The following is a 14,951-nucleotide window of genomic DNA, read 5'->3' as shown; positions in this document are numbered from 1 at the left end:
GGTGCATCATGACGCGATGTGCGGAAATCCACTGGCTCACCGGAAACGTGCACGGTGTGTTACGAAGGGGCTCGCAAGCGGGTGAACAGCCATACTGATCCAGACCAGAACCGGCCTGGTGAGCGTCTTCTTCCCGGTGGTGCGCCGAAAGTGGCTTGCCCGAAAGGCCTATTCACGGTGTGACGGCGACGGCTACGCGCGACCGATTCCGCCACACCGGAACTCGCAACCACTACTTCTGGTGACCATGCCATGTTCTACTCGTACCTGCGTGCCGGGGCCGGCCCGGAACGCTGAGGTACCGACCCGACGACACTCAGCGCAATCAGGGATAAAGAGATGACCGCCATGCCGCTGGAAACACTGGCGCAACTGGACGTACTGGCGCAGCAGACACAGGTGGGCACGGGAGGCATTCAGGGCTGGATCCTCGAAAACCTGCTGCCGCTGCTGCTGCTCACCGTCGCGATCCTGCTGCTGTGGCTGGGCGGCGGCAAGGGCGACAACGCGGGCGTCATGCGCCGCGTCGGCGGGGTGATCGTCGCGCTCGCGATCGTCGGCCTCGCCGTCAACGGGGCGGGTGTCAACATCGGCACGTTCATCGCTGGCCTGTTCAGCACCAGCGGCGGGTGATCCGGCGTGCGAATACGGACCGACGACGAGATCTACCGGGTCGACGCGGTCTGGCTCGGCCCACCCAAGGCGACCTTCCCGTGGCGGGCCCGCTACGTCGCCTGGGGCGTGGGGCTCGTGGTGTTCCTGATCGTGCTCGGGGTCGAGCGCCGGATGAACATCGGCTTCGGCTTCTTCTCCACCGCGTGGGCCGTGGTCATCACGGTCGTCGTCACCCGGATCATCTGCTCCCGGATCGGGCACGAACGCCCGCTGGGTGCGGTGCTGGTGATGTGGCTCCGCGAGCTCACCACGCCCCGCGAGAAGACGTCCGGCACGGGCGGCGCCGCCAGCGCGGCGCGGATCAGGGTGAAGGCGCAGCGGCCTCGGCCCAGGAAGAAGTCCAAGCGGGTTCGCCCGCAGCAGCCGCAGCAACCGCAGCGGCCCGCCCGGTCCAGGCAGCCGGCGGCCCGCGGCACGGTTCCCAGCAGGCGCACGCGTAGCAAGGAGGTTCGCGGTGTTCGGTCGCCGGCGAGGCCGTGAGCGCAACACGCACCAGGTTCCGGGTCCCCGCGGTTCGAACGGCAAGGTCCGCAGCGCCAGCGGAAAGCAGAGCAAACGCGGCCGCGGACCCAGCGACGAGCAGTCCATCCCGAACTACACGCCGTCGATCGCCGCGCGGTCGATCGACGGCCACGTGCTGCGCACCGGCCAGGACGTGTTCGCCTGGTACCGGCTTTCGCCGCAGCGTTGGTCCTTCCGCTCCGATTCACAGCGCCAGGACCTGATCGCCGCGATCGCCGGCCAGTACGCCGAACTGCAGGGCCGCTGGATGCACCTGCGCGTGACGAACCGGCCCTACCCGATCAGGATGTGGGCCGAGGCGCACGTGCACAACGCGCGCAACCCCATGCCGGACGCGCCCGGTGCGCTGTCCTTCGACGACTACATGGTCGGCGAGCAGCAGCAGCTGATGGGCCGTTCCATGGCGGAGAAAGAGGTCTACCTGGGCGTCCAGGTGCAGACCCGCAACGTGGTGGACCGCGCCGTCGAACGCGCCGCGCCGCTGCTGCGCCGGGTGTTCCCGGAAGCGGTGGACGCCGAACTCGTCGCGCTGGACAGCGAGATCGAGCACCTGGACCAGGTGATCGGCTCGGCCGGGCTGGACGGGCGTCCGGTGAGCGCCGAGGAGATCTCCTGGCTGATGCACCGCTCGTGCTCGCTGGGCCTGCCCGCGCCGCGCAACCTCCCCGCGGTGCCCGGCTCTCCGTGGGAACCGGAGGACCTCGCGTCCTTCACCGACGCCTCCGACATGCACCAGGACCCGTACGCGCCGACCGTGACGGTGCGCGGCCGCACCGGCTCGAACGCGGGCGTCACCCGGCACCTCGCGGTGCTCACCGTCGGGCAGACCCACGGCCTGCAGATCCCGGAGATCGACGACCCCTGGGTGCAGCACTCCGACCGGCTGCCCGCGCCCGTCGAATGGTCCGCGCGGATCTACGTGCGGCGCCCCGAAGACGTCGGCGGCGAGCTGCAGAGGCAGATGAACAAGGTGCGCTCCCAGGTGCGGCACTACACCGAGGAGCACGGCCTGGAGCCGCCGACCTCGCTGGCCCGGCAGGCGGGCCGGGTGCTGGAGGTCGACGACGAGATGACCTCCGGCTTCACCGCGCTGGCCACCCGGGTCAAATCCTGGTGGCGGCTGGCGGTTTCCGGCCCCACCGAGCGGGACGCGCTGCGGTTGGCGCAGCAGATCCTCGACCTGTACAAGCCGAAGGTCGCCATCGAGCACCCCGAAGCGCAGTACGCGATGGCGCGTGAATTCATCCCCGGCGAGCCGTTGGCCAACAGCGCCTACCTGCGCCGAGGATCGGTGGTCTGGGCGGCTTCCGCGGTGCCGCAGGCGACCGCGGAGGTCGGCGACCGGCGTGGCGTCCTGCTCGGCGAGACCTGCACCGCGACCCGGCGCCCGGTGGCCTGGGACCCGTGGATGGCGCAGGAGATCCGCGACGCTTCCGGCCTGACCGCAATAGTCGCCGGGTTGGGTGGGGGCAAGGCGCTTGCCCTGGAAACCCCGCTGCCCACGCCGACTGGCTGGACCACGATGGGTGAGGTCAAGGTCGGCGATCAACTGCTGGGAATGGATGGCAAGCCGACTCGCGTGATCGCCGCAACCGACGTTTTGCTCGATCGTCCGTGTTATGACGTGGTGTTCGCGGATGGGTCCGTGATCCGCGCCGACGCGCAGCATCAATGGCTGACTCGGACGAGGAAGGACTGGAAGGCCCAGAACCGGCTAGCGGAACGACTCCGCCGGGCCGCCGCCACGATGTCGAGCCCGGAACCGCCTCCGGGTAGCTGCGCCTGCGGCTGTGGCCAGCCGACGAAGGTGTGGACATACCGGCGTACCCCTGACGCCCGCAGCGATGGCACGGTCTACTATTCGCGTTTCGTTCGCGGGCACCAGCGCCGTGGTGAGATCTCGCTGGAGGTCAATCAGCGCCCCACGATCCATACGACCGCTGAGATCGCTGCGACGCTCAGTTCCGGCGGGCAGCGAAACCACGCGGTTCCGGTCGCAGCGGCGTTCGACCTGCCGGAAGCCGACTTGCCCGTCGAGCCGTACCTGCTTGGGGCGTGGCTCGGCGACGGAACCTCGTGTCGAGCGGCCATCACGGTCTTCGATCGTGAGATCATCGACGAGATCGAGTTTGCCGGCCAGGAGTGCCGGTATCGTCCGTCGCAACGGGATTACGGCTTGCCGGGTGCGGTGCAGCAGAATTTGCGGCGGATGGGCCTGCTGGGCGACAAGCACATCCCGGCCGCCTACCTACGAGCGTCCGAAAGGCAGCGCCGCGCGTTGCTCGCCGGTCTGCTCGATACGGATGGGTACTGCAAGCCGTCGGGTGGCATCGAGTTCTCCGTGACGAACCAGCGACTGGCTCGGGATGTTCACGAGTTGGTGCTGGGACTGGGATACCAGGCTCGGTTGCGCACGAAGCAGGTAAAGGGGCGGCATCCGCACACCTCGACCGCCTACATCATCTCGTTCACCACCTCGGACAAGGTGTTCCGGCTCTCGCGGAAGCTGGCGCGGCTCAATCCGAGCATTCGGGACACGAACCGCTATCGCTACATCGCCGATGTAGTGCCGGTGGAATCTGTTCCGGTGCGTTGTGTCCAGGTGGATAACGCGGACCACATGTATCTGGCCGGGGAGACGTGCATCCCCACGCACAACTCCTTCCTCGGCGGCGGCACCGTCTACAAGACGCTGCGCTCCGGGGCGCACTGGACGCTGCTGGACCCGTCCGGTCCGCTGGCCGCGCTGTGCGAGCTGCCCGAGCTGCGGCCCTACGCCCGGCCGATCAACCTGCTCAACGCCCAGCCCGGCATCCTCAACCCGTACCGGGTGGTCGCCGAGCCGGAACTGGAGCACTTCGTCGACGAGGAAGACCCGGAGCGCAGCTGGCGTCGCGAGCGCGCGCTGGCCGCGGCCACCCGCCGCCGCCTGGTGCTCGACGTGCTGACCGGGCTGCTGCCGTACGAGGTGGCGCGACTGCCGCAGACCCGGATCGTGCTGCTGCGCGCGGTCCGCGCAGTCGGCGGCCGGCCCGACGCCCACCCGGGCATGGTCTTCGAGGCGTTGCGCCGCGACGCGAGCGAACACCACGAGCACGCCGTGGTGGTGGCCGACTTCCTCGACGAGATCCGGGAGCGGATGTCGCTGCTGATCCCCGAGGTCAACGCCGACCCGTACTCCGAGCGTCGCGAGGACCGGCTCACGGTGTTGACCATGGCGGGCCTGACGCTGCCGAAGGACGGCGTCGGCCGGGAGCACTGGACCGACGCGGAGGCGCTTGGCGTCGAGATGCTCAACCTGGCCGCCTGGCTGACGCAGCGGTCGATCTACGAGCGGCCCAAGAACGAGCGCAAGGGCGTGTGGATCGACGAGGCGTTCTTCCTCTCCGAGGTGCCGACCGGCCGGGTGCTGATGAACCGGTTCGCCCGCGACTCCCGGAAGTGGAACGTCCGAGTCCTGCTGTCCAGCCAGATCCCGGCGGACTTCCTGCGCATCCAGGGTTTCGTTTCCCTGCTGGACTCGGTGTTCATCGGGCGGCTGGACGACGAGCAGGCGCAGGCCGACGCGCTGCGGCTGCTCAAGGTGCCAGTCGGCGCCGGGTACGAACAGGTGGTGGCGGCGCTGGGCCGCCGCCCCGGCCCGGCCCGCAACGCCACCGAGCGCGACCACGCGCCGCGCCAGTTCATCTTCGGCGACGGGGCCGGCGGGGTGGAGAAGATCCGCATCGACTTCTCCGGCCCGCACCTGGACCACGTGCGCGACGCGCTGGACACCACGCCGACCGCCGACGACCGCGTCGAACGCCGGGCCCTGCAGCCGGTCGACAACGGCGCGAACTCCGACTCCAGCGTCCCGGCGCTGCGCTCGGCCGAGGAGTACGCGGACGACTTCGAATCGTTCGACGAATTCGAGCTCGAAACGGTCGGCATCGGCTACACCGATGACGGCAGCGAGCGCTCGACCGGTCGGCCGGGCGAGCGGGGTGGGGAAGATCACGTCTGACATGATCATTTTTGAAGGAAGTTGGCGTGGGGTCGGTGAAAGCCAAGCCGATCTGTCAGCAACCTGGTTCCCCGGCCTTGCCGGGTGGCGGCGAGTTGCGTCGTGACAGCCCGATGGAAACCCATGCAAGACCCGCACTGTGCGGGCGGCGGGTATCGCCACGGGAAGACCACATCGAACGGTGTGGCCAACGTTCGTCTGGGGACAGGCGGCTCCGGAGGTGCACGTTCTTATGCACCTCCGGAACGGTGGGGAAGACGCGCGGTAAGCCGCGTACTGATCATGGTGGCCGTGATTGGCACCGTGCTGGTCCGGTGGCGTCGTGAGCGCGAACGCGGGCTGGGGCTCTCGAGTTCCAAGAACGCCGTCGCGCGCACGACCCCCCGGCGCCGCGCGTTCGCGCTCGTCGCCGGGCTGATCGCGATCCAGGCGCTGATCGGCGCCCCGGCCTGGGGTCAGGGCTTCGACTGCAAGGAAGCGCCCAACCCTGAGCGACCGGGCTCGGGCATGGTCGGAGCGCTGGATCCCGCGCCGATGGGTGTCGGGAATCCGGGCAGCGCCTACGACGAGGTCGGCTACGCCGGGCTGGTCTGGCACACCTACGACCTCGGCTGCGGCCCGCAGGGCGTGACCAATCCGAACGCGCTGGTCGACACTTGGCTCGGCAACGAGATGTTCAACGTCGCCAAGAACCTCGTCGGCGCCACCAACGGCCTCCACTACGCGCTGCTCAACGGCGACCTGATGGACCCGCTGGACGACGTCATTGCCACCGGCACCGTCGCGCTCTACGACAGCGTGTTCACCCCGTGGTTCGGGCTGGTCGCGCTGGTGCTGGCGATAGTGCTGTTCCGCTACATCTGGCAGGGCGACCTGGCCACGATCGGCAAGCGGGGCATGTGGGCGCTGGCGGGGCTTTGGTTCGCCTCCGCGACCTACCTGACGCCGCTGGTCTACACGCACGCGCTGGACGACGTGGTGATCACCGGGACCTCGGCTGTGCAGGCGGGGTTCCTGCGGGAGGTCGGCGTCGACGAGGCCAACGCGCTGCCGACGCTGCTGCACGACCAGGTCATCTACCGCAACTGGCTGCGCGGCGAGTTCGGCTCGCCCGACTCCCCGCAGGCCCAGCAGTTCGGCCGGGACCTGCTGCGCGCGCAGGCGTGGACCAAGCAGGAGGTCAACGACGGGGCCGACGCCGGTTCACCGGAGCCGAAGAAGCAGGCTTTCGAGGACGTCGCCGGCAAGATGGGCAGTTCCTACGGCTACTTCCAGGGTGTCGACGGCAGCCGCGTCGGCTCCGGGGTGCTGGCCCTGGTGCAGGGCCTGTCCTACGCGGCGTTCCAGCTGCTCGCGAAGGCGGCGATCCTGCTCGCCCAGGTGCTGCTCCGGGTGCTGATCCTGGCCGGGCCGCTGATCGGGCTCGTTGCGCTGATCTACCACCAGGTGCTGCGCACCATCGGCCGGGTGGCCGGGGCCGCAGTGCTCAACGTGGTCATGATCTCGGCGCTGGCCGGGCTGCACACCCTGATCCTGACCTGGATCTTCGACCCGCTGCGCGGATTCTCGGCGCTGACCCAGATCCTGCTCGCCGCGCTGGTCACGGTGGTGTTCCTGCTGGTCGCCAAGCCGGTCCGGCGGATCGGCCAGATGGTCCAGCTGTCGGTGGGCACGGTCGGCCGCGCCATGCCGCGCGCCCCGCAGGGCCTGTTCGCCAAGTTCCGCGGGCGCGGGCGGTCGGAGGAAGAGGGCGGCAACTTCTGGGACCAGGTGCGCGACATGGATTCCGATGAGGAGCACGGGACGCCGCAGCGCGGCCGCCGGCGGAGCCGGCCGGAGGCACAGCACATGTCGGTCGCGGCGACCGCGCAGCGGTTGGACCGCGACGCGCCGGCCGCGGTGGCGGCGGGCGCGGGAACCGCGTTGCCCGCCGGAGGCGCGGCGCGCCGACCAGGCGGAGCGGCGGCGCTGCCGGAGGCGCGGAGCACGAGCCGAGTGGTCGATACCAACCCGGTGGCGGATGCCAAATGGGATGGAATGGACGAAGATCCGGTGCTGATCCCGTCGCGCACGGCCGGTTCCCCGGTCCCCGGACCGCCGGAACAACCGGCACCGCGCCGAGCGGAGATGGAGGTCGTGGCCGGCCGTCCGGTCTACGTGGTCTACCGGCCTTCCCGAGGGCTGGAGGTAGCCGATGGCTGAGCGGAAGAGGGGTAGCTGATGCCGATCCGGACGCATCGCGGCCGGGCCGCGGTGTACCGCAGGCTGTGGGGCTGGCCGTTGCGCTCGCCGAAGCACCTGGCGACTGCGGTGATCGCGCTCGCCGTGGTGGCTACTGCCATCGGTTTCCTGCTGCCCGAGCCGCCGCCGAGCGGGAACATGGCCGCCCCCCGCACCTCCGCGTCCCAGCGCTCGGCGGTGGTGCCGCCGCCGACCCGGACGAAGTCGCCGCCGACGATCACGGTGCCGCAGGCCGCCCCGGCGCCGGTCGCCCCCGACCCGGCCGGGCTGGCCGTCGTCGAGCAATGGGGCAAGGCGTGGGTGGACCACCCGGTCGGCGCCGACCGCCAGCAATGGCTGGACAAGCTGCGCCCGTACACGACGGACGAGTTCCTCACCGAGATGGCGTCGGTGGATCCGGGCAACGCGGGCAACGTGATCACCGGTGCGACCACCGCGGTCAGTTCCACCGGGGGCTCGATAGTGGTGCGGTTGCCAACCGACATCGGCGCGCTCTCGGTGACCGTGAACAAGACCCCTGCCGGTTGGCGAGTCGCCCAGTACGACAAGGAAGGTTGACATGCGGAAGCTCGTGGTTGCGTTCGTCGTGCTCGCGGGTTTCGCAGGTCTGATCGGCGTCGGCGCGGTGACCGCCCTGCTGGTCGGCAGCGGTGGGCGGGGCGCGGGTTGGTCCAACTGCAGCGCAGACCTGGGGCCGTGGGGCGATGGCGCGGGCCGCGGCGAGCGGGACGCCGCGACGCTGTCCGGCGAATCGGTCGCCATCGCCAAGCGCATCATCGAGATCGGCAAGCAGCGCGGCCTGCCGCCGCGGGCCTGGCAGATCGCGATCCAGGCGGGCAAGACCGAGTCGAACCTGGTCAACGTCTTCCACGGCGACCGGGACTCGCTGGGCATCTTCCAGATGCGGCCGTCCATGGGCTGGGGCTCGGTCCAGCAGGTCACCGACGTGGACTACGCGATCAACAAGTTCTACGACGTGCTGCTCGCGGTGCCTCGCTGGGAGGAGATGCGGCCGGGCGACGCCTCCCAGCGGGTGGAGCGGTCGGCGTTCCCGCTGCGTTATCACAAGTGGGAGCCGATGGCCGCGCACCTGGTGAGCGTGGAGGGCAACGTCGAGGGCATCAGCTCCTGCCAGGACCTGCCCAGCGCTGGCGTGCTGGCCAGCCAGGCGATCCAGTACGCCCAGACCCAGCTCGGCAAGCCGTACGTGTGGGGCGCGGCGGGGCCGAACGCCTTCGACTGCTCGGGCTTGACGCAGCAGGCCTGGAAGGCGGCCGGGGTGGAGATTCCGAAGTACTCGCAGAGCCAGTATTTCCAGGGCGGCGCGCACGTCCCGCTGGCCCAGGCGCAGCCCGGTGACCTGGTGTTCTGGGGGTACGGCCGGGATCCGAACGGAATCCACCACGTGGCGCTGTACCTGGGCGACAACGAGGTCCTGCACGCGCCGCAGCCCGGCGAGGCCGTCGAGGTGACGAAGTTGTGGGACGGCGGCCAGCTGCTGCCCACGGTGGTCCGCCCCGCCGCCGATCCGGCGCCGTCGAGCGGGGCTGGATCCTCGACGAGCGAGCCCGTCCCGCCTGCCGGGACCGCGCCGCGCGAGCCCGGTGCGCCCGCCGACACGCCGTCGCCGGGCGCGCCCGCTCCTGCCGCCGGGGGTGCGCGGTAGGTAAGAATGGCGGCGGCCTGCTGACCTTCGGAAAGGGTTGATCATGTTCACGCCGGACCCGATTCCGTGGCCGTCTCGTCCGCCCGCATCGAGCACGCCGCTGGGGGACTACCTGACCCGGCAGCCCCTGCCCGGGGTGGACGGCGGGTACGCGGTGCTGCCGCGATCGCTGGCCGAGGCCATGCCGCTGCCGTGGCAGCAGCAGATGAGCAACCTGCTGGCGGAGTTCCACCAGGCCTTCGGGCACCTGCAGTGGCCCGTGTACCGGGTGGTGCCGTCCCGCTACGAGCGCCTGGTGGACCTCGACGACGACCAGCTCGCCGAGGTCGGGTGCACCGTGGAGGTCGGCGACAACGGCGACCTGGAATACCGGATGCGGGATGGTCGCCGCATCGACAACCCGGAGACTCACCAGGTGCTGGTGTCCTGCTTGGACCCGATCCCGCGGCAGGACCCCGGCGGCCAGCAGCCGATGCCGGCCGCGCCTCCCCCACCGGCCTGGTGAGGTTGGGACATACCGGTCGTGTCGCGGCCCGGAGCGTGACAGGTGCGCGCTGTCGTGCGAGGCTCGAGGCATGGGCGGCGGAAGTTGGTACTTCTGTTTGAAGCATCGGCAGGTGGAGCCGAAGGCCGGTTGCCGGGCTGCTGAGCGCCTGGGGCCGTACCCGGACCGGGAGACCGCTGCTCGTGCGCTGGAGATAGCCGAGGAGCGGACCAAAGCGGCCGACGACGCCGACCGGCGCTGGAACAGCGAGGACTGAGCTCGTGGCGGCGGCGGGGATCCCACCGGGTGGCACCGTAGCTGCCGCCGCCTTACCGACCGGTCGGAGTCGGCCGGAACTGGGCTTGGACTTCTCGGCGATCCGCGCCGAGCTGGGGCTGCCCGTCGACTACCCGACCGCCGCGCTCGCCGAGGTGGAGCAGACCGTCGCGCAGCCGGTGCCCACCGGGGCGCGGGTGGACGCCACCGACCTGCCGCTGGTGACGGTCGACCCGCCCGGCTCCAAGGACCTCGACCAGGCGGTGCTGGTCCGCCGCCGGCGTAGCGGGTTCCGCATCCATTACGCGATCGCCGACGTCGCCGCTTTCGTGCTGCCCGGTGGCGCGCTGGACGTCGAGGCGCGGCGGCGCGGGCAGACCCTCTACCTGCCGGACGGCAACGTTCCGCTGCACCCGACGCGGTTGTCCGAAGACGCCGCGAGCCTGTTGCCGGACCAGGTGCGCGCCGGCGTGTTGTGGACGATCGACCTGGATTCCGACGGGCTGCCGGTGCGCGTCGACGTCCGGCGGGCGCTGGTGCGGTCGGTCGCGCAGCTGGACTACGACGGCGTGCAGCGTTCGCTGCGGCACGGCGACCCGCATCCTTCGATCGCGCTGCTTCCCGAGGTCGGGCGGCTGCGCCGGGAGCAGGCGGTGCTGCGCGGCGCGATAGAGCTCGGCCTGCCGGAGCAGCAGGTGGAATCCGACGGTGCGGGCGGCTGGCGGCTGGTGCTGCGGCCGCGTCTCGTGGTCGAGGAATGGAACGCGGAGATCTCCCTGCTCACCGGCATGTGCGCGGCGGAGATGATGCTGTCGGCCGGGATCGGCGTGCTACGCACGGTGCCCGACCCGGAGCCGGAAACGGTCGCCGGGCTGCGCCGTTCGGCGAGCAGGCTCGGCGTGCACTGGCCGGTGGACACCCCACCCGCAGCCGCGCTCGCGAGGCTCAACCCGATCAAGCCGGAGGCGTTGGCAGTGCACGTGGCGGCGACCCGCCTGCTGCGCGGCGCGGGCTACACGGCTTTCGGCGACGGGGCGCCTGCGAAGGCCAACCACGCGGGAATCGGAGCCTCGTATGCGCACGTGACGGCCCCGCTGCGCCGGTTGGTCGACCGCTACAGCGCCGAGGTGTGCCTGGCGGTGGCATCGGACCGGGAAGTACCGGAATGGGTGCGGGCGGCGTTGGCGGAGCTGCCATCGGCGATGGGCAGCTCCGACCGGATGGCCGGGCAGGTGGAGCGCGCCTGCATCGCCCAGGCGCAGGCCTGGTCGCTGGCGTCGCGGGTCGGTGAGGAGTTCGCCGCGACGGTGCTGCGCGTGCCCAACGGTTCGGCGGGCGAGGTGTTCGTGGCCGATCCGCCGGTCATCGCGCGGTGCACCGGTACCGGCCTCGGCGAGGGCCAGCAGGTCAGGGTGCGGCTCGTCGAGGCCGACCCGGCGCGCCGCGACGTCGCGTTCGAAGTGGCTTGACGCACACCCCGTGGCGCATTCGTGTCTCCGGGGCGATTGTGGAATTCGCATGGTCGACGGCGACGAAAGGGGCCCGCGTGGCTGAGGTGCGGGAGATGACGGTCGGGGTGCTGGGCGGCACCGGGGCGCAGGGGCGCGGGCTGGCGATCCGGTGGGCGAAGGCGGGCCTGAAGGTCGTGATCGGCTCGCGCAACGCCGAGCGTGCCCAGCAGGCGGCGGCCGAGATCGTCGAGATCGCTGGTGGCGACGTTTCGGGCCAGGACAACGCCGGGTGCGCGGCGGCCTCGGACATCGTGCTGGCCGCGGTGCCCTGGGAGGGCCACGCGGACCTGCTCAAGTCCCTGCAGGCGGAGCTCGCCGGCAAGATCGTGATCGACTGCGTCAACCCGCTCGGCTTCGACAAGACGGGCCCGTACGCGCTGCCGGTGCCGGAGGGCAGCGCGGCGCAGCAGGCGGCGCAGCTGCTGCCGGAGTCGCGGATGACGGCGGCGTTCCACCACGTCTCCGCGGTGACTCTGGCCGATCTCGCGGTCAGCCACGTGGACCTGGACGTCCTGGTGCTCGGCGACGACCGCGAGGCCACCGACGTGGTCCGCGAGTTGGCCAGTGTGATTCCGGGCGTGCGCGGCATCTATGGCGGACGCCTGCGCAACGCCCACCAGGTGGAGGCGTTCACGGCGAACCTGATCGCGATCAACCGCCGCTACAAGGCCCACGCGGGCCTCCGCATCACCGACGTCTGAGCCGTTCTGCGAGTGCAATTTCGCGAGAAATTGACCGCGCCCGGGGTGACCACCGCTCGGCTGTATTCGGCTGCGCACAGTCACCGCCACCTGGGATTGGCGCAATTTCGCGAGAAATTGCGCAGGCCCGGGGTGACGCCGGTCGTCGGTTCTTGCGAAATTGTCCGTCGCCCCCCGGGGCGGCACCCTGAGCGGCGGAGGTGGTCGTAGTGCTGCCGGACGAGGCGAGCAGTTGGAGCGATGACGAGCGGGAGCGGGCGGACGCCCTTCTCGACGGGCATGCCGTCGTGGTCAACGTGCGCAAGGGCGGCCCGCACAAGCACCTGGTGCCGTGGCTGGAGGAGCAGGGCCTGCTGACCTATGTCGGGCACGCCGGGCCGCGGCACCACTGGCCGGATTCGGAGTTCGCCAGCCCGTTCCTGAAGGAGGCCAAGGTCGATCGCGAGGCGATGGTCCGGCACTACGAGAAGTGGCTGGACGAGCAGCCGAACCTGCTCGCGAAGCTGCGCGAGGGCGAGTTGAGCGGGCACGCGCTGGGCTGCTGGTGCGCGCCCAAGCCCTGCCACGCCGACGTCCTCGCGCACCGAGCGGGCTGAACAGAGAGAGGTGAGGGGCACCCTTGAGCGGCATAGTCGCCGGCATAGTCGCCCAAGGGTGCCCCTCACCTCGCCGAGGAGCGAGCGGCGAGCGGGGGCCTGACGCTGCTGGACGAGCTGCGGGCCCGCGTCGAGCAGGCCCGCAGCACCGAAGACGAGCAGGGCGTCGCCTGATCACATCTCGGCGCGCCGCCCGCCGTCCACCGTCCAGGCGGCCCCGGTGACGTAGGAAGCCTTGGGGGACAGCAGGAATGCTGCGACCGCGGCCAGTTCCGCCGGGTCGCCGGACCGTCGCAGGGCCGCCGCTTGCTCGGCTTGCTCCAGCGCCTTCGGGTTTCCGGCGGCGAGTTGGCGGGAGCGCTCGGTGTCGAAGCGCCCCGGCAGCAGCGCGTTGACCCGCACTCCGCGCGGCCCGATCTCGTTGGCGAGGTCCTTCACGAAGCCCTGCGTCGCGGGCCGGGCGACGTTCGAGCTGGCCAGCCCGGTCAGCGGCTCCGCGCCGGAGGTGGAGGTCAGCACCACGATCGAGCCGCCCTCGCCGAGCTCCGCGGCGACCTCGCGGGCGATCCGGATCGGGGCGATCGCGGCGATCTCCAGGCCGCGGCGCAGCGTGTCGTCGTCGAGCGAGCTGGGCAGTCCGGCGGGCGGTCCGCCGTGGCTGACGAACAGCCCGTCCAGCCGCCCGAACTGCTTGCGCGCGTAGTCGATCAGGCGGCGCGGGGTGGCGGGGTCGGTGAGGTCGACGGCGAGCCCGCGGGCGTGGTCGCCGAGCGCGGCTACAGCGGCGGCGGTGTTGTCCTCGGAGGAAGACGACACGACGACGTCGGCGCCTTCGTCGACCAGCGCCCGCGCGGTGGCGAAGCCGAGCCCCTTGCTGGCGCCGGTGACGAGGAAGCAGCGTCCGGAAAGATCGAGATCCATGCCCGGAACCCTAATCCGCGCCCGACTCCACCCGAAATCCTCCACGATCCGGAACCCCGCTGACCGTGCTCGCCCATTTGCTGGGAAACCCCGGTTTCAATTGAAACCGGGGTTCTCGCCGGGCCTAGTCTGGGGGTATGGCCGAAGCAGAGTTCGGGGCGGAGACCTCGACGCGGGGCGAGTGGGTGCGGCAGGCGAACCGGTTCACCGAGCGGATCACCGCGGACGGCTCGTCTGGGTGGAAGGTGCAGCCGGATCGGTACCGGCTGGTGGTGAGCCTGGCCTGCCCGTGGGCGCACCGGTCGGTAATCGTCCGCCGCCTGCTGGGGCTGGAGGACGTGCTGTCGCTGGGGGTCGTCGACCCGATCCGCGACGAGCGCGGCTGGCGCTTCACCCTCGACCCGCAGGGCGTGGACCCGGTGACCGGGATCGCCTTCCTGTCCAAGGCGTACCTGGCCGCCGATCCCGAGTTCACCGGCCGCTACACGGTTCCCGCCGTCCTGGACGTCGCCGAGCGCAAGGTCGTCACCAACGACTACCCGCAGCTCACCCTCGACCTGTCCACGGAATGGGCCGCGTACCACCGCGACGGCGCACCGCAGCTCTACCCGGAGCACCTGCGCGCGGAGATCGACGAGGTCAACGCGGTGGTGTACGCCGATGTCAACAACGGCGTCTACCGCTGCGGCTTCGCTACCTCGCAGCAGGCGTACGAGGAGGCCTACGAGCGGCTCTTCGCCCGCCTGGACTGGCTTTCCGAGCGCTTGGCGGACCGCCGCTACCTGGTTGGCGACGCGATCACCGAGGCCGACGTCCGGCTGTTCACCACGCTGGTCCGATTCGACGCCGCCTACCACGGCCACTTCAAGTGCAACCGCCAGAAGCTCACCGAGATGCCGGTCCTGTGGGCGTATGCGCGGGACCTGTTCCAGACGCCGGGGTTCGGCGAGACGGTCGACTTCGACCACATCAAGCGCCACTACTACGCGACGCACCACCAGATCAACCCAACCGAAATCGTCCCGGTGGGCCCGGATCTCGCGGGCTGGGGCACCCCGCACGGCCGAGAAGCCCTGGGCGGCAAGCCGTTCGGCACCGGGACACTACCTGGGATCTTCACCTAAGCGGCGTCAGCCGCTTGCGGTGCGGGACTCAGCTTGCACCGCTGTTCTCAGGCTGTGCTCGCCCGAGGGCTCCCGGCGAGGCCAGTCCCCGACGTGATGAACTGGCATTCATGATGTCGGGGAACCCGCAGCGAGACGGCGACGGTGACTCCCGCAGGGGCCGCTACCCGCACCGCTGCAAGCCATTCCGTAAGCAGTCCTAAGCGGCCGATCGGGTGGTGCTGGGCTGAA

General features: G+C 70.6%; 13 protein-coding genes. 12 read left to right on the top strand and 1 reads right to left on the bottom strand.

The features are described from left to right. The first annotated feature begins 339 nt into the window (after positions 1 to 339). The 11 genes from DL519_RS21955 (at position 340) to DL519_RS21890 (ending at position 12,675) form a co-directional block, all read left to right on the top strand. Positions 340 to 633: a hypothetical protein gene (locus DL519_RS21955; protein ID WP_190817574.1), complete on the top strand. Its 294-nt coding sequence runs from the start codon at positions 340 to 342 to the stop codon at positions 631 to 633. Positions 634 to 639: 6 nt separating this feature from the next. After that, positions 640 to 1,155, top strand: coding sequence for a hypothetical protein (locus DL519_RS21950; protein ID WP_190817572.1), 516 nt, complete (start codon positions 640 to 642; stop codon positions 1,153 to 1,155). After that, entirely contained in the window at positions 1,130 to 5,200 is a 4,071-nt protein-coding gene (locus DL519_RS46990) for an ATP-binding protein (protein WP_223839379.1), read from the top strand. The genes DL519_RS21950 and DL519_RS46990 overlap by 26 nt, the downstream gene beginning before the upstream one ends. Before the next feature lie 282 nt (positions 5,201 to 5,482). Continuing rightward, on the top strand, positions 5,483 to 7,402 hold the full coding sequence (locus DL519_RS21925) for a hypothetical protein (protein WP_223839377.1): 1,920 nt from the start codon (positions 5,483 to 5,485) through the stop codon (positions 7,400 to 7,402). A gap of 18 nt (positions 7,403 to 7,420) precedes the next feature. Then, positions 7,421 to 7,999, top strand: a complete 579-nt coding sequence (locus DL519_RS21920) for a hypothetical protein (protein WP_190817570.1) — start codon at positions 7,421 to 7,423, stop codon at positions 7,997 to 7,999. 1 nt (position 8,000) lies between these two features. Beyond that, complete coding sequence (locus tag DL519_RS21915; RefSeq protein WP_190817568.1) at positions 8,001 to 9,107, top strand: C40 family peptidase; 1,107 nt, start codon at positions 8,001 to 8,003, stop codon at positions 9,105 to 9,107. Between the two features lie 43 nt (positions 9,108 to 9,150). After that, complete coding sequence (locus DL519_RS21910; protein WP_190817566.1) at positions 9,151 to 9,612, top strand: hypothetical protein; 462 nt, start codon at positions 9,151 to 9,153, stop codon at positions 9,610 to 9,612. A gap of 112 nt (positions 9,613 to 9,724) precedes the next feature. Beyond that, on the top strand, positions 9,725 to 9,868 hold the full coding sequence (locus tag DL519_RS21905) for a hypothetical protein (RefSeq protein WP_397544966.1): 144 nt from the start codon (positions 9,725 to 9,727) through the stop codon (positions 9,866 to 9,868). Positions 9,869 to 9,872: 4 nt separating this feature from the next. Further along, positions 9,873 to 11,336 carry an RNB domain-containing ribonuclease gene (locus DL519_RS21900; protein WP_190817564.1) on the top strand — a complete coding sequence of 488 codons (1,464 nt, stop codon included), beginning with the start codon at positions 9,873 to 9,875 and terminating at the stop codon, positions 11,334 to 11,336. Between the two features lie 77 nt (positions 11,337 to 11,413). Beyond that, positions 11,414 to 12,079, top strand: a complete 666-nt coding sequence (npdG, locus tag DL519_RS21895; protein ID WP_190817562.1) for an NADPH-dependent F420 reductase — start codon at positions 11,414 to 11,416, stop codon at positions 12,077 to 12,079. Between the two features lie 209 nt (positions 12,080 to 12,288). Continuing rightward, positions 12,289 to 12,675 (top strand): DUF4326 domain-containing protein, encoded by a 387-nt coding sequence (locus DL519_RS21890; protein WP_190817560.1) that lies wholly within the window; start codon positions 12,289 to 12,291, stop codon positions 12,673 to 12,675. 174 nt (positions 12,676 to 12,849) lie between these two features. Here the strand turns inward: DL519_RS21890 and DL519_RS21885 are convergent, their stop codons facing one another. Then, complete coding sequence (locus DL519_RS21885) at positions 12,850 to 13,596, bottom strand: SDR family NAD(P)-dependent oxidoreductase (protein WP_190817557.1); 747 nt, start codon at positions 13,594 to 13,596, stop codon at positions 12,850 to 12,852. A 137-nt stretch (positions 13,597 to 13,733) separates the two neighbouring features. Between DL519_RS21885 and DL519_RS21880 the strand changes: the two genes are divergently transcribed. Next, positions 13,734 to 14,720: a glutathione S-transferase family protein gene (locus DL519_RS21880; protein ID WP_190817556.1), complete on the top strand. Its 987-nt coding sequence runs from the start codon at positions 13,734 to 13,736 to the stop codon at positions 14,718 to 14,720. Positions 14,721 to 14,951 lie beyond the last annotated feature (231 nt).

It is taken from the genome of Saccharopolyspora pogona (assembly GCF_014697215.1).
Classification (GTDB): domain Bacteria; phylum Actinomycetota; class Actinomycetes; order Mycobacteriales; family Pseudonocardiaceae; genus Saccharopolyspora; species Saccharopolyspora hattusasensis.
Note: the sequence above shows the minus strand (reverse complement) of the source record. Positions and strands in the feature narration are given on the sequence as shown.